The sequence below is a fragment of the Amycolatopsis palatopharyngis genome, from assembly GCF_003385185.1.
In the GTDB taxonomy this organism is placed as follows: Bacteria; Actinomycetota; Actinomycetes; order Mycobacteriales; family Pseudonocardiaceae; genus Amycolatopsis; species Amycolatopsis palatopharyngis.
In genome coordinates this window covers 53,717-69,311 of sequence record NZ_PQHZ01000003.1, presented here as the reverse complement: position 1 = coordinate 69,311, position 15,595 = coordinate 53,717, and the positions used below count along the sequence as shown (strand labels likewise).

At 67.7% G+C, this 15,595-nt stretch carries 12 protein-coding genes; 2 read left to right on the top strand and 10 right to left on the bottom strand.

The features are described 5' to 3' along the window. Window positions 1-132 precede the first annotated feature (132 nt). Entirely contained in the window at window positions 133-1,329 is a 1,197-nt protein-coding gene (locus D0C15_RS02900) for a TetR/AcrR family transcriptional regulator (RefSeq protein WP_116040762.1), read from the top strand. Between the two features lie 80 nt (window positions 1,330-1,409). Then, window positions 1,410-2,213 carry an oxygenase MpaB family protein gene (locus D0C15_RS02895; RefSeq protein ID WP_116040761.1) on the top strand — a complete coding sequence of 268 codons (804 nt, stop codon included), beginning with the start codon at window positions 1,410-1,412 and terminating at the stop codon, window positions 2,211-2,213. 239 nt (window positions 2,214-2,452) lie between these two features. Here D0C15_RS02895 and D0C15_RS02890 read toward each other — a convergent pair whose 3' ends face one another. From D0C15_RS02890 to glyA, 10 genes are all read right to left on the bottom strand, one after another. Continuing rightward, complete coding sequence (locus D0C15_RS02890; protein WP_116040760.1) at window positions 2,453-3,343, bottom strand: bifunctional 5,10-methylenetetrahydrofolate dehydrogenase/5,10-methenyltetrahydrofolate cyclohydrolase; 891 nt, start codon at window positions 3,341-3,343, stop codon at window positions 2,453-2,455. Continuing rightward, window positions 3,340-3,960 (bottom strand): cyclodeaminase/cyclohydrolase family protein, encoded by a 621-nt coding sequence (locus tag D0C15_RS02885; protein ID WP_116040759.1) that lies wholly within the window; start codon window positions 3,958-3,960, stop codon window positions 3,340-3,342. The genes D0C15_RS02890 and D0C15_RS02885 overlap by 4 nt, the downstream gene beginning before the upstream one ends. 42 nt (window positions 3,961-4,002) lie before the next feature. Next, complete coding sequence (locus tag D0C15_RS02880) at window positions 4,003-6,471, bottom strand: GcvT family protein (RefSeq protein ID WP_116040758.1); 2,469 nt, start codon at window positions 6,469-6,471, stop codon at window positions 4,003-4,005. Between the two features lie 217 nt (window positions 6,472-6,688). After that, window positions 6,689-7,540 carry a formyltetrahydrofolate deformylase gene (gene purU, locus D0C15_RS02875; protein WP_116040757.1) on the bottom strand — a complete coding sequence of 284 codons (852 nt, stop codon included), beginning with the start codon at window positions 7,538-7,540 and terminating at the stop codon, window positions 6,689-6,691. 109 nt (window positions 7,541-7,649) lie between these two features. Further along, window positions 7,650-9,020 (bottom strand): L-serine ammonia-lyase, encoded by a 1,371-nt coding sequence (locus D0C15_RS02870; protein ID WP_116040756.1) that lies wholly within the window; start codon window positions 9,018-9,020, stop codon window positions 7,650-7,652. 169 nt (window positions 9,021-9,189) lie between these two features. Continuing rightward, the gene (locus D0C15_RS02865; RefSeq protein WP_116040755.1) at window positions 9,190-9,795 is read right to left on the bottom strand and encodes a sarcosine oxidase subunit gamma; all 606 of its coding nucleotides are present in this window, start codon (window positions 9,793-9,795) and stop codon (window positions 9,190-9,192) included. Further along, a complete protein-coding gene (locus D0C15_RS02860) occupies window positions 9,785-12,655 on the bottom strand; it encodes a 2Fe-2S iron-sulfur cluster-binding protein (RefSeq protein WP_116040754.1) in 2,871 nt (956 codons plus the stop codon). Before D0C15_RS02860 ends, D0C15_RS02865 begins: the two co-directional genes overlap by 11 nt. Further along, window positions 12,652-12,930, bottom strand: a complete 279-nt coding sequence (locus D0C15_RS02855; RefSeq protein ID WP_116040753.1) for a sarcosine oxidase subunit delta — start codon at window positions 12,928-12,930, stop codon at window positions 12,652-12,654. The genes D0C15_RS02860 and D0C15_RS02855 overlap by 4 nt, the downstream gene beginning before the upstream one ends. 31 nt (window positions 12,931-12,961) lie before the next feature. Next, the gene (locus tag D0C15_RS02850) at window positions 12,962-14,203 is read right to left on the bottom strand and encodes a sarcosine oxidase subunit beta family protein (RefSeq protein WP_116040752.1); all 1,242 of its coding nucleotides are present in this window, start codon (window positions 14,201-14,203) and stop codon (window positions 12,962-12,964) included. Further along, the gene (gene glyA, locus D0C15_RS02845) at window positions 14,200-15,510 is read right to left on the bottom strand and encodes a serine hydroxymethyltransferase (RefSeq protein WP_116040751.1); all 1,311 of its coding nucleotides are present in this window, start codon (window positions 15,508-15,510) and stop codon (window positions 14,200-14,202) included. The genes D0C15_RS02850 and glyA overlap by 4 nt, the downstream gene beginning before the upstream one ends. Window positions 15,511-15,595 lie beyond the last annotated feature (85 nt).

Sequence of the window (15,595 nt, the reverse complement as noted above, 5' to 3'; positions counted from 1 at the left end):
GCGTCATGGGCAGCCATGCGAATTCGGATTAACGTAGCTGAGTGACATGGCACGTTGTCAAGAGGCACGCGTCGGTCCCGCGTAGAGTGAAAATCGTTCGCTGAGGCAAGGAATTGCCGGTGGAGGTGCAGGATGAGCGAATCGGCCACGGAGCGGTCGGCGCTGCCCCGTCGGCGCGTCGACCGCAAGTCCCAGATCGCCCGGATTGCTGCCGACCTCTTCTGTGAGCGCGGGTACTACACCGTCGGCCTCGGCGAGATCGCCACCGAGGCCGGGATCACCGGCCCGGCGATCTACCGCCATTTCCGCAACAAACAAGCGATCCTCGCTCACGCGACAGCCGAACTCTCTTCGGCGGTCGAGGACGTGGTGAGCCGGGCGGCGCGAACCGGCGGTTCTTCATGGAGCCGCCTCGACGCGGTGGTCGGCGAGGTTGTCGGACTCGTGGTCGAGCGCAGGCGCAGTGTGCGGCTCTACCAGTGGGAACGGCGGTATCTGGGCCCCGAGGACCACGAGCGGTTCACCGCCGCGATCGCGTCGCTCGTCGATGTCGTCGCCGAACTGCTCGCCGAGGTCCGGCCACGACTGCCCCCGGCCGAGCACCGGACGCTCGCGTCGGCCGCGCTGAGCGGAATGGCGAGCCTCGGCACGCACCGAACGCCGGTGACCGCCCGCGCCGCGACGGACGGGCTGCGCGCCATCGGGCTCGGCGTCCTGGTCACCGGGCTCCCGCCGCGGCTGACCACCCAGCCCGCCCACCCCGCGCCGGAACCGGTCGTCGGCGAGTTCGGCGCCCGACGGGAGCGGCTGCTGGCCGCCGCCCTGCGCCCGTTCCGCGAGCGTGGCTTTCACGGCGTGACCATGGAGGACATCGGCGTGACCGCCGGCATCAGCGGTTCCAGCGTCTATCGGCACTTCCCGAGCAAGGCCGACCTGCTCGCCGCGGTCTACTACCGCGCGGCGGACCGGCTCGCGGCCACGACGAACGCCGCCATCGAGAACGCGGAGGAACCGGGAGAAGCGCTGCGGGAGCTGGTTCGCGCGTACGTCGGCTTCGCCTTCCAGCACAGCGACCTCGCCGCCGTGTACCTGTCGGAGTACGAGAATCTGCCCGACGACGACCGGCATACGCTGCGCAAGGTGCAACGCGAGCACGTAGAGCAGTGGGTACGCCTGCTGACGGCAGTGCGGGAGCACACTCGGGGTGCTCACGCCCGCCTCGTCGTCCATGCCGCACTGAACATCGTGCACGACCTGTCGATGAGCAGACGCAGGCTCACCGACCCTGTGCAGGTCGAGGATCTGGTGTTCGCCGCGCTGGCAAGCTGAGCGAGCCTTCTGCGGCCGATCTACCTGCGACTTCTCTACTCGGACTTCCCAGTAAGTTAATTCAGATTTACAGTGCGGTCATGACTCGGCAATCGATTCCGGCACCACTCGAGATGCACAGGGTCGTCCGCGAGGGTGTACTGCTGGCGGGGGGCGCACGGGCGATTCTGCTGCAGGTGGCCAATCCCGGCGTCGGCCGCGGGGTCGCCGAACACAGCGACTTCGCGTACCGCCCGGTGGACCGCCTGCGCACCACACTGACCTATGTGTACTGCATGACCTACGGCAGTCCCGACGAGGTCCGGCAGGTCAGCCGGATGGTCAACCGCGTGCACGCGAAGGTGCGCGGCCCCGGCTACCGTGCGACGGATCCGGAACTGCAGCTCTGGGTCGCCGCGACCCTATACGACACCGCCACTGTGCTCTACGAGGAGATGTTCGGTCCGATCGAGGACGACGCCGCCGAACGCATTTACCAGGAGTACGCGGTGCTGGCCACCTCGTTGCAGGTGCCGCCTGAGATGTGGCCCGCCGACCGCGCGGCTTTCCGCCGTTACTGGAACCAGGTGGTCGCCACCGTGGAGGTCACCGACCACGCGCGATCAGTGGCCCATGACCTGCTGTATCCCGTGCGGGCCCCGCTGGCCATCCGAGCGGCAATGCCGCTCAATCGGTTGCTCACCGCCGCGTGGCTGCCTCCCCGGCTACGGGACGGCTTCGGGATCGAGTGGAACGGACGCAGGCAACGGCGGTACGAACGGCTGATGCGGGTCGCCGTCGCGGTCTACCCCCGCCTGCCGGTCCTGCTCCGCGAGGCGCCGAAGCGGTACTACCTGCGCGACATGCGCAAGCGATTGCGTTCCGGTCGTGCCCCAATCGGCTAGGCCTGCTGCTCCCCCACGCGGGAGCAGCGCCGTCTGGGGTTGGAGCGCCTGCAAGTACCCCCAAGCAAGATCCACTAGGCACATTTCTGTTGCCAAGCCCTGGCGCCCGAACCACTATCTTGGCGCCAGGTTGGGGGTAGAAAACGCAAGAATGATCTTGCTTGGTGGTACTTGCAGACATCCCAATCTCGGTGCGCTTTCCGCCGTGCTGAGGCTTCCGATTCCCCCGGCGGATCCGGTCAAGATGCGGTTCGACGCACGGCGGCCTGTGCGGCCTCGACCGTGTGCGCGAGCAGCAACGCGGTCGTGACGGGTCCGACACCTCCCGGAACCGGCGTCAGCGCGTCGACCACCGGCCAAGCCTCGGCCGCGTGCACATCCCCGGCGAGTCCACCGTCATCGGTCGGATTGGTGCCGACGTCGATCACCGTCGTGCCCGAGCTCAGATGTTCCGCGGTGATGAGTCCTGCCCTGCCCGCCGCGACGACCAGCACGTCGGCTCGGCGGGTGTGTTCGGCGAGATCTGCCGTCCGGGAATGGCAGACTGTCACCGTCGAATGCCTCGCCAGCAACAGATGCGCCACCGGGACACCCACCACTGTAGAACGTCCGACGATGACCGCCTGCCGCCCGGCGAGTTCCACCTCGTAATGGTCGAGGATCTGGAGAACCGCTTCCGCCGTGGCGGGCGGGAAGGCCGTCATCCCGGCCGCCAGTCGACCGAGGCTGACGGGATTGGCCCCGTCCACGTCCTTCACCGGATCGATCTCCGAGGTCAGGTCCTGTTGTGCCACACCTGATGGAAGTGGGGTCTGCAGGATGATCCCGTGCACGGCGCTGTCCCCGCTCAACCTCGTCAGGGTCCCGCGGATCAGCTCTGCCGAGGCATCGGCGCCGAGATCGACGATTTCGCAGTCGATTCCCGACCTCACCGCCGCCATGGCGATGGAGCGGACATACCAGTGGCTGGATCCGTCGTCGGTCGCCACGACCACGGCGAGCTTCACCCGGATCCCGATGTCCGCCAGCTCATCGACGATCCGCGCATTTCTACCACGAAGCTCGGCTGCGATGTCCTTTCCGGACAACACTTGCGCGGTCGACGGCCCGGTGGCCACCGCCGGGCTCATGCGCCGAGTCCCGCTCGGACGGCGGCGGTGAGCTTGTCCGCGCGCTCGCAGATGAGCTCGACACCCCTGGTGGCGACAAGCAACTCCTGTCGCGCATCGTCACTGGTGATGCCGCCCAGGTTCACCTCGATGTTGACTCGCGCGGTCGTGGCCGCAGCACGCACGGCTTCCGCGGCCGCGGCCACGTCGGTGATGACATTGCGGTTGCCGATGGGCAGCAGGCTTTCGGCCAGCCCGAGCACGCGGGCAGCCACCTCGATCACCTCGGCGGGGGGCGCGCACGCGGCCAGGAGTGCGCGGGCGATGGCGGCGGACCGCTTGGCCTTCTGCTCGGAGTCGGCCTTGGGCATCGCATAGGCGTCGGTCACCGCGGTGAAGGCGAACGCGTCCTTCTCCGCCAGGCGCAGCGACAGCATCCGGAACGCGTCCGCGTCCGCGACCACCTCGGCGATGACGTCGTGGTGCTCGGCGTACTTGGGCCCGTCGCTGTACCGGGCCACCATCGCCACCAGCGCGGCAGCCTGCGCGGTGTGGAGTGCGGCGGTGGTGCCTCCACCCGGAGCGGGAACGCGTGCGGAAAGCTGCGTCAGGAAATCGTTAATCGTCTGATCACGCATCAGGGCACATCCTTCGATTCGGGCTGTTTCGGCCAGAGCAGGTCAACGACGAATCCGTTCCATTCCGGGGTCGACCAGCGGCTCCGCCGTCACTGTGGCGGCGATGCGGCGGCCGAAGTACTCAATCTCCACCTGGGTTCCCACGGTTGCCGTGGCAGGCAGCCAGGCATAAGCGATGGGACGCGCGATGGTGTAGCCGTACGCCGCGCTAGTCACGTAGCCCGCGGCCTGGCCGTCCACGAAGACCGGCTCCTTGCCCAGGACGACCGAGTGCCCGTCGTCGATGGTCAGGCACCGCAGCCGCCGCTGCGCCGTGTCCTCCGAACGCCCCTCCAATGCCGCCCTGCCGACGAACTCACCCTTGTTCGGCCGCACCGCGAATCCCACGCCCGCTTCGTAGGGGTCGTGCTCCGTGGTCATGTCGGTGCCCCACTGCCGGTATCCCTTCTCCAGGCGCAGGCTGTTGAACGCTCCGCGTCCCGCGGCGATGACGCCCAGCTCCCGTCCGGCCTCCCACAGCGCGTCCCACAGCCGCTGGCCGTTCTCCGCACTGGCGTAGATCTCCCAGCCGAGCTCGCCCACATAGGACAGGCGCATGGCCGTGACTGGAATCCCGGCGATGCGGGCGCGCTTGGCACGGAAGAACTTGAGCGCCTCGTGGGAGAAGTCCTCCCGGCTCAGCGGCTGGACGAGATCCCGGGCCGCCGGTCCCCACACGCCGATGCAGCAGGTGCCGCCGGTGATGTCGCGGACCCGCACGCTGCCGTCGTCGGGCAGCCTGCTGCGCAGGTACTCCAGGTCCAGGTTCCCGTTGGCACCGACCTGGAACACATCGTGCTCGATGCGCGCGACGGTGAGGTCACTACGAACTCCGCCCGCCTCGTCGAGTGCCAGCGTGTAGGTCACCGCCCCGACCGTCTTGTCCAGCTGGTTGCTGGTCAGCCGTTGCAGCAGCGCGAGCGCGCCCGGCCCGCTGACCTCGAGGCGCTTGAGTGGCGTCATGTCGTAGAGGGCGACCTTGTTCCTGGTCCACCAGGCCTCGGCAGCGACGATCGGCGAGTCGAACTTCGCGGCCCAGGAGTCACGGGCAGGCGGCAAAGCGTCGTGTGGCAGGTCCTTCACCAGCGATGCGTTCGCCTCGTACCAGTGTGGACGCTCCCAGCCGCCGGATTCCAGGAACACAGCTCCCAGTTCCCGCTGCCTGGCGTGAAACGGTGTGACCCGCAGGTCGCGGGGAGACAGTTTGGGCTGCAGCGGGTGCAGGACGTCGTAGATCTCCACGAAGTTCTGCTGCGCCGTCTCGCTGACGTAGTCCGGCGACAACTGAATCTCCTCGAACCGGTTCAGGTCCAGTTCGTGCAGGTCGGTTTCGGACCTGCCGTCGACCAGTTGCTGCGCGACCGCCTTGGCGATTCCCGCCGAATGCGTCACCCAGACCGCCTCGGCGACCCAGAAACCCTGTACCTGGGGAGATTCTCCGACGAGTGAGTGGCCATCAGGGGTGAAGGAGAATATCCCGTTGAAGCCCTCCTCCACCTTCGTCTGACCCAGCGCGGGCAGCAGCAGCTTGCTCTCTTCCCATTGTGGAGCGAAGTCCTGCTCGGTGAACGGCAGCATGGACGGCATCTCCGAAGCCGTGATGTCCGTGCCGTCCTCGTCGAGTTCGGCCAGATCCACCGGCATCGGGCGGTGAGCGTAGGAGCCGATCCCCATCCGGTCGTTGTGCTCGCGGTAGTAGAGGTCCTGGTCCTGGTGCCGCAGGATGGGCAGGCTCGCCTCGGAGGCCTCCGTGTTGCGTCCGACGAGTTCGGCCACCTGCCCGGTCTTCGCGTACTGGTGCGCCAGCGGTAGCAGCGGCACGTCCTGCCCCACCATCGCGCCGACCTTCGGCCCCCAGAAGCCCGCGCAGGACACCACGATGTCCGCGGGAAAGTATCCCGCGGTGGTCTGCACGCCCGTCACCCGGCCACCCGCCTGCTCGATGTCGGTGACGCGGGTGGAACCGACGAAGCGGGCACCGCGTGCTTCGGCCAACCGCGCCAACGCCACCACTGCCCGGGAAGCCTTGGCGAGTCCGTCACTCGGCACGAACAGCGCGCCGAACACCTGGTCGGCGTCGAGGAGGGGATACCGCTTCGCGCATTCGTCCGCGTCGATGAGGCTGCCGTCGATGCCCCACGACGTCGCCCACCCGTGCTTGCGCTTGAGGTCGTCCCAGCGAGCTGGTGTTGTCGCCACCTCCATGCCACCGACCGGGTTGAAGCACGACGCGCCGTCGACTTCCAGGCCGGCGAGCTTGTCCCTGGTGTACTTGGCGAACTCCGTCATGGACTTGGACGCGTTGGTCTGGAACACGAGTCCGGGAGCGTGCGATGTGGACCCGCCGGTCAACGGCAACGGTCCCTGGTCGAGCACCGTGATGTCGGTCCATCCGCGGACGGTCAGTTCGTCCGCGAGATTCGCACCCACGATGCCGGCGCCGATGATCACCACACGGGGCGTAGTGGCCATGAGAAGTCCTCCTGCGGGGTCTGGAAATGGGCGGCGAACCGACCGTGATTTCAGAAAGCGGGATGTCAAGGGGTCTGGGAGGGTTATGCACAATGCGATCGACGGGGGTCGGCTGGAGCTTGCGGAGGCCGACTCGTGGCGGTCGTATGCAGGTGACTCACTAGCGGGAGGCGAACCCGCAACTGTGCATCACCCGACCGTTGAATTGGACAAAGGATCAACGGAAGACCACGGTGCTGTTGCCGTTGAGCAGCACGCGATGCTCGCAGTGCCAGCGCACGGCCCTGGACAGGGCGAGCGCCTCGGCATCGCGTCCCGCGGTGACCAGTGAGCGCGGCGAGTAACTGTGGTCCACCCGCAACACTTCCTGTTCGATGATCGGACCTTCGTCCAGATCGGCTGTCACGTAGTGGGCCGTGGCGCCGACGTACTTCACGCCACGGTCGTAGGCCTGGTGATAGGGCTTGGCGCCCTTGAAACCAGGCAGGAACGAGTGATGGATGTTGATCGCCCGGCCTTGCAGCTTCACGCACAGGTCGTTGGACAGCACCTGCATGTAGCGGGCGAGCACCACCAGGTCGGCCTGGTATTCGTCGACGAGTTCGAGCAGTCGCTGCTCGGCCTCCGGCTTGGTCTCGGCGGTCACCGGCACGTGCACGAAGGGCAGTCCCGCGGCCTCGACCATCGGGCGCAGATCCTCGTGATTGGACACCACGACCGCGATGTCGGCGCCCAGACTGCCTGCGCGCCAGCGGAACAGCAGATCGTTGAGGCAGTGCCCGAACTTGGACACCATCACCAGGACGCGTTCCGGCCGGTCGTCCGAGATCCGGAACTCCATCTGGAACTCCCCGGCCACCGCGGCGAACTCACGGGTGAGGTCCTCGACGGTGACAGTGTGCTCGGGGCAGGAGAACGAGGTGCGCAGGAACAGCGATCCACGGACGTCGTCGTCGAACTGCTGGTGCTCGACGATGTCACAGCCGCGGCCGACGAGGAACGAAGTGACCGCATGGACGATCCCCGCCCGCTCCGGGCAACTAAGGGTCAGGGTGAAGGGTTGCGCCACGGTTTTCTCCTCGGCGTTCGTACCCGGGGGAAGCTGATAGATACTTGATATACCAGTCTCATGCTAGAGCGGTGACGGCGGACACGTCAATGAATCTTTCGCGGAATCGTCAGCACTCGACGACGTTGAGGGCGAGGCCCCCGCGCGCGGTCTCCTTGTACTTGTCCTTCATGTCGGCGCCCGTCTCGCGCATCGTCTTGATCGCCTTGTCCAGGCTGACGTGGTGCACGCCGTCACCTCGCACCGACATCCGCGCGGCAGTGATCGCCTTGACCGAGGCGATCGCGTTCCGTTCGATGCACGGGATCTGCACCAATCCACCGACCGGATCGCAGGTAAGGCCCAGATTGTGCTCGATGCCGATCTCCGCGGCGTTCTCCACCTGCTCCGGTGTGCCACCGAGCACCTCGGCCAGCGCGCCGGCGGCCATCGAGCACGCCGATCCGACCTCGCCCTGACAGCCGACCTCCGCACCGGATATCGATGCGTTCTCCTTGAACAGCATGCCGATCGCGCCCGCGGTCAACAGGAAGTCGACCACCCCGTCCTCGGATGCACCCGGCACGAACATCTCGTAGTAGTGCAGGACGGCGGGGATGATTCCGGCAGCGCCGTTGGTCGGCGCTGTGACGACCCGTCCGCCCGCCGCGTTCTCCTCGTTCACGGCCAGGGCGAACATCGTCACCCATTCCATGGCGTGCAGCGGGTCGCCCGCGTTGTCTGCTTCCAGGAGTTGCTTGCGCAGAGCCTCCGCACGGCGACGCACCTTCAGTCGTCCCGGTAGGACACCGGCGGTCGCGCTGCCGCGGTCGACGCATTCACGCATCACCGACCAGATAGTCAGCAGCCCGGCACGGATCTCGCTCTCGGACTGCCGGACCTTCTCGTTGTCCATCATCAGCGAACTGATCGAACGGCCCGTGCGCGTCGTGTGCTCCAGCAGTTCCACGGCCGTGTGGAAGGGAAACGGCACCGGGGTGGCGTCCTCCACGATGTGTTTCGCCCCGGCCGTGTCCTCGTCGACCACGAATCCGCCACCGACCGAATAGTAGGTGCGGACGGACACCGGCTCGCCGGAATCGGCGATACCCCGGAACACCATCCCGTTCGTGTGGAAGTCCAGCCGCTTGCGACGGTGCAGCACCACGTCGCGATCGACGGAGAATCCGATCGTCTGACATCCGGCCAGGTCGAGCTTGCCGATCTCCGCCACCCGGTCCACGATGGGCTGCGCCTCGATCGGGTCCACAGTGTCCGGTGCGTGCCCGGCCAGGCCGAGGACCACGGCGTTGACGCTCCCGTGGCCACGCCCGGTCGCACCGAGTGAGCCGAACAACTCGACCCGCACCGTGTCGACCCGAGCCAGCAGGCCGTCGTCACGTAGCGAATCCACAAAGGATTTCGCGGCGCGCATCGGTCCAACCGTGTGCGAGCTGGACGGGCCGATCCCGACCTTGAACAGCTCGAACACGCTCAACATTTGTTTTCCAACGCGCGACCGCGATGACGTCGACGGGGCTCAGACTTGACGTTGAGGGTGAATTTTCGCTGCTCCGCGCCCCGCCGCCGCCATCGCGGGGCTTCGCCGAACGCGCGTTCACGTGGGCGATCTGCGCTCGTCGCTTCAGTCCCAGAACTGTCTGTCAGGCTCATGTCGCCCACTCCCGGTACTCCACACTCGCATCGACCAGCCACGCCGCGAGGTACTCCGCGAACGACGAGCGGACCAGCAGGGTGAACTGGTCGCGATCGGTGTCGTCCACCAGCAACACCACCCCGGCTCTGGCGAGCATCGTCTGCACACAGGTGCCGGTAGGGGCCGCCGAGGGGTGCAGGTCGATCGAGCACCCGTGCGCCAGGACGTCACGACTCCGCGGCCCGGCCAGGGTGATCGTGGTGCGCTGTGCGGACACGTCGGTCACCGCGCCACGGGACCCCGAGAGTGCGGCTCGCAGGGCGTCCTCCAGGTCGACCTGGCTTCCGGGACGACCGAGCACCAGGTACTCGTCCGGCCCCATCCACAGAACCCCGAGTTCCCCGTACGGGCCCGCTCCTGCCGTGAACGTGCACGGGGCGGCGGGAAGGGACACACCGAGCGCATCGCCGACGGCGGAAGCCGCCGCGCTGTCGGTGACACGCAGGGTGAGCTGAGTCAAGAAGGGCTGTTCGACCGCCCGCGCTCCCGGAGCGAGCCGGGCCAGCCGGTCACTCCACGCCTCCAGTGGGCTGTGCGGGGTCGTGGTGTCAACCGTCACGGCGGGCTCCCTCCTTGTCGAACAGCACGGATTCGGTCACGGTGACCGGCACGACCGACTCGCCCAGCGGCACGAACAGCGTCTCGCCGATACGTTCGCGGCCGGACCTCAGGACAGCCAGGGCGAACGTGCGATCCAGCGCGGCGCTGTTGTAACTGGATGTCACGTGTCCGAGCATCCGGACAGGTGGCTCCGGTATGTGATCGGACTCGATGATCTGCGCCCCCTCGGGGAGCCGGACCGTGGGATCGGCGGGCAACAGACCGACGAACTGCTTGCGGTCGGGCCGCTGGTTCTCGGCCCTGGAGAAGGAACGCTTCCCGAGAAAGTCGATCTTCTTCTTCGACACCGCCCAGAACATGCCGAGGTCCTGCGGGGTCACCGTCGCGTCGGTGTCCTGGCCGATGATCGGGTAGCCCTTCTCGGCCCGCAGTACGTGCATCGTCTCCGTGCCGTACGGCGTGATCCCGTACCGTTCACCGGCCGCCATCAACGCTTCCCACAGTGCGAGGCCGTGCCAGGCGTCGACGTTGATCTCGTAGGCCAGCTCGCCGGAGAAACTGATCCGGCACACCCTGGCGGGAATTCCGGCCACCGTCGCGTCCCGCCAGTCCATGAAACCAAACGCCTCGTTGGACACGTCCAGTTCTGGTGCCAGAGCACCCAGCACGTCACGGGAGCGCGGGCCGACCAGTGGCACGGTGGCCCAGTGCTCCGTGACCGAGGTGAGGAACACGTCGAGGTGCGGCCATTCCGTCTGCAGCCACTCCTCCATCCACTCCAGAATCTTCGCCGCGTTGCCGGTGGTGGTGGTGATCAGGAATCGGTCCTCGGCGAGCCGGATCACCGTGCCGTCGTCGATGACCATGCCGTCGACACCGCACATGAGCCCATAACGGATCCGGCCGACCTTGAGGTTGCTCATCATGTTCGTGTAGAGCATGTTCAGGAACTCGCCGGAGTCAGCGCCCTGCACGTCGATCTTGCCCAGCGTCGAGCCGTCCATCAGCGCCACGCTCTCGCGCGCGGCGCGGCACTCCCGCAGTACCGCGGTGTCCATGTCCTCCCCGGGAAGCGGGTAGTACCAGGGTCGCTTCCACTGCCCGACGTCCTCGAACTCCGCACCGTGGGCCACATGCCAGGAATGGATCGAGGTGGTCCGCACGGGATCGTGCAGCTCGCCGCGGTCGCGTCCGGCCAGCGCCGCGAAGGGCACCGAGGTGTAGGGCGGCCGGTAGGTCGTGGGGCGCTGCTCGGCCAGGTCGACTCCGAGAGCCTCGGCGACGATGCCCGCGGCGATCAGACCCGACGTCTTTCCCTGGTCGTGTGCCGTACCGATGGTGGTGTAGCGCTTGATGTGCTCCAGGGAGCGCAAGCCGGCGCCGGTGGCACGCAGGACGTCGGACACCGTCGCGTCGCGCTGGAGGTCGACGAACCGCGTGTCCGCCTCGTGCCTGGCTCCGGTCCTGCCTGCCGGGACCAGCCACATCACCACAGGCGGCGCTTCCGCGGGGCGCGCGTCGCACTCGGGCAGGGGACAGCCCGCGGCAGGGCGGAAGCCGGCCGCCGTCGCCGCGGTCCGGCCCGATTCCCGGCCCTGCAGCACGCATGTCTCCAGGTCGAACGCTCCGTTCGCCGAACCGGCGACTCGCGTCGCCGGCAGCGGGTCGCCGGGCACGTAGGCGCCGATCTCGGGGGCGTAGCGCAACGTTCCCCGCGCCTGGCTGAACAGGTGCACGACCGGGTTCCATCCCCCGGAGACCAGCAGCACGTCGCAGTCGATCACGTCGGCGGGCCCGGTCCCTTCGCCCTCGAGCGCCGAAACGTGCGCGGCGGACACCCTGCTGCCGCCCTCGGTGCCGGTTACGACGTGTCCTGCTCGCACGTCGATACCCCGTGCGGCGCACTCCGCGGCCAGACCGGCCGGGGGCCGGTCGCGCGCGTCGGCGACAGCGGCGATGTCGACACCGGCTTCGGCCAGTTCGATCGCCGCTGTGTAGGCGCTGTCGTTGGTCGTGAACACCACGGCGCGCCTGCCCGGCACGACACCGTAGCGGTGCAGGTAGGTGCGAGCCGCACCGGCGAGCATGATCCCGGGACGGTCGTTGTCCGCGAAGGCCACGGGACGCTCGTGCGCGCCCGTCGCGATCACGGTCTGTTTGGTACGGATGCGCCACACGCGTTGGCGGGCGACGGTTTCCGGCGCCGAGGCGCCCCGGTGGTCGGTACGCCGCTGCAGCGCCAGCACGAAGCCGTCGTCATAGGCACCGAACGCGGTGGTGCGTTGCAGTACCAGCACGTCGGGGGTGCTGCGGAGCTCGGAGACGATGTCCTCCACCCATGCCGAGGACTGCCGTTCGCCGAGGTACTCGTCCGAGCCCAGCAGTGACCCACCGGCCTGGTTCTGGTCGTCGACGAGGACGACCCTGGCGCCACTGCGGGCAGCGGCGAGCGCGGCTGTGAGTCCAGCCGGTCCCGCCCCGACGACCAGCACGTCACAGTGCACGTGTTTGGCGTCGTAGCGCGCCGGGTCGGGCCGGTCGGCGAGGCTGCCCTGCCCGGGCAGACCGTGTGCCACGAGCCCGTCGTAGAGCTCGACGGTCGTCGCGGTGATCATGGGCTCGGGGAATGGTTCGTCGATCTGGACCAGTGCGTTGGCCTCCTCGGCGCCCGCCGCCATGATCCCGCGGGGCCTGCCGTACTTGATGCTCGTCGCGACCTGGTGCACGCCATTCGCCAGCAACGCGGACGCGAGCGTGTCACCGCGATACCCGGTCAGGGCCTGCCCGTCGAAGGTGAAGTGCAGTTCCTCGTCCCGGTCGATCAGGCCGCCGCCGGGCAGCCGGAAGTCCGCGCTCATGAGATCACCGGCCTCGGCTCGTCGATACGGTAGACAGCAAGGAGTTCGTGTGTGCTGGTGTCGCGGACCGCGTTGAACCAACGCCGGCACCCGGCCGCATGACTCCAGCGCTCCGCGAACGGCCCACGCGGGTTGTCGCGGAAGAAGACGTACTTGGCCCACTCCGCGTCGGACAAGGCCGACGGGTCCTCGGGATAGGCCACGTGTGCCTGGCCGCCGTGGTGGAACTCGATTTCCTCACGAGGCCCGCACCACGGACATGGGATGAGTTGCATGAGAACTCCTGTGAAGGACGCGGAAGGCTGATCAGTGCGCGACGGCTGCCGCGCCGTGTTCGTCGACGAGGGCTCCGGTGGTGAACCGCTCGAGGGTGAACGGCTCGTTGAAGGGATGCGGCTTGTTCGTCGCGACGGTGTGCGCGAAGCAGTCCCCCACCCCGGGCGTGGCCTTGAATCCGCCGGTCCCCCAACCGCAGTTGAGGTACAGCCCGTCGACCGGCGTCAGCCCGACGATCGGTGAGGCGTCCGGGCTCACGTCGACGATGCCCGCCCAGGTCCGCAGCAGATGCGCCCTGGCGAAGATCGGGAACAGTTCGAGCGCGGCGGCCATCTGCTGTTCGATGATGTGGAAGGAGCCGCGCTGGCCGTACCCGTTGTAGCTGTCGATACCCGCGCCCATCACGAGTTCGCCCTTGTGTGCCTGGGACACGTAGACGTGCACCGCGTTCGACATCACGACCGTCGGGTGCACCGGCTCCAACAGCTCCGACACCAGGGCCTGCAACGGGTGCGACACCACCGGCAACTCGAGGCCCACCATCTCGCCGAGCACCGAGGAGTGCCCTGCCGCGCACAGCGCCACCTTGCCCGCCGCGATGCGGCCCCGGGTCGTCCGCAGCCCGGTGACCTTTCCGTTCGCGGTGTCGATCCCGGTGACCTCGCAGTTCTGGATCAGATCGACGCCGAGCCGGGCCGCGGCACTGGCGTATCCCCACGCGACGTAGTCATGTTTGGCGATGCCCGCCCTCGGCTGGAACGTGGCGCCCATGACCGGGTACCGCACGTCGGACGAGATGTTGACGATCGGGCAGATCTCCTTGACCTGCTTGGCATCCACCCACTCGGCGTCGATGCCGTTGAGGCGGTTGGCGTTCACCCGGCGCACGCTGTCGCGGACGTCCTGCAGGCTGTGTGCCAGGTTCAGCACGCCCCGCTGGTCGAACAGGATCGGGTACTCCAGCTCCTCCTCGAGGGTTTCCCAGAGTTTCAGGGAGTGCTCGTAGATGCCGGAACTCTCGTCCCACAGGTAGTTGGACCGGATGATGGTGGTGTTGCGGGCCATGTTTCCGCCGGCCAGCCAGCCCTTCTCCAGGACCGCGACGTTGGTGATCCCGTGGACCTTCGCGAGGTAGTAGGCCGTCGCGAGACCGTGCCCGCCGCCGCCGACGATGACCACGTCGTAGGAGTCGGCGGGATCGGGGTTGTCCCAGAGGAACGACGGGTGGTCCGGCAGGTGCGCACCGGGGGCGGTGGTTGCGGTCTCGGTCATCGCGACACCTCCTGCAGGTGCGGGTAGAGCGGGAAGCGGTGGGCGAGGTCCGCTACACGGGCCCGGAGGGAGTCGGCGACCTCGTCGTCGAACGAGGGCACCAAGGCTGCGGCGATGATGTCGGCGACCTCGCGGAACTCGTCGGCGCCGAACCCGCGGGTCGCCAGCGCGGGTGTGCCGATCCTGATGCCGGAGGTCACCATCGGCGGACGCGGATCGAACGGGACGGCGTTGCGGTTGACCGTGATCCCGATCGAGTGCAGCCGGTCCTCGGCCTGCTTGCCGTCGAGTTCGGAGTCACGCAGGTCCGCGAGCACCAGGTGGACATCCGTGCCACCGGTGAGCACGGAAATCCCGGCCTCGCCGGTGTCAGTGCCCATCAGGCGCTCCGCGATGATGCGCGCGCCTTCGAGGGTGCGTTGCTGGCGTTCGCGGAACTCCGGTTCCGCGGCCATCTTGAACGCCACGGCCTTGGCCGCGATCACGTGCTCCAGCGGGCCGCCCTGCTGGCCGGGGAACACCGCCGAGTTGACCTTCTTCGCCAGCGCCTGGTCGTCGGTGAGGATCACCCCGCCGCGCGGACCGCCGAGCGTCTTGTGGGTCGTGGTGGTCGTGACGTGTGCGTGCGGCACCGGAGACGGGTGCAGGCCCGCGGCGACGAGACCGGCGAAGTGCGCCATGTCGACCATCAAATAGGCCCCGACCTCGTCCGCGATCTCGCGGAACCGGGCGAAGTCGAGCCGGCGGGGGTAGGCGGACCAGCCCGCGATGATCAGTCGCGGCCGGTGCTGCCTGGCCAGGCGGGCGACCTCGTCCATGTCGACCCGGAAGTCGTCGGCGGACACCTCGTAGGCGGCCACGTCGTACAGCAGGCCGGAGAAGTTGATCCGCATTCCGTGGGTCAGATGCCCGCCGTGCGCCAGCGAGAGGCCGAGGATCTTGTCGCCCGGCTTGATCAGCGCGGCCATGGCGGCGGCGTTCGCCTGCGCGCCGGAGTGCGGCTGCACATTGGCGAAACCCGCTCCGAACAGCATCTTGATCCGCTCGAGCGCCAGGGTCTCGATGACATCGACGTGCTCGCAGCCGCCGTAGTACCGCTTGCCCGGATAACCCTCGGCGTACTTGTTCGTCAGTACCGATCCCTGGGCCTGCAACACCGAGGCCGGGGCGAAGTTCTCGCTCGCGATCATCTCCAGCGTGGACTGCTGGCGTTCCAGTTCGTCGTCGATCGCCGCGGCGACCACAGGGTCGTACTCGCGCAGGGAACGGCTCAACACGTCGTCCCGCTGGTCGATCGTCGTGGTCATATCCCGCTCACTCTCCGATAAGGGACCTGGTCGATTACTGGTATATCAGTCTTCGATGTAGGGTAGGCCGGGTGAGCACACAGGT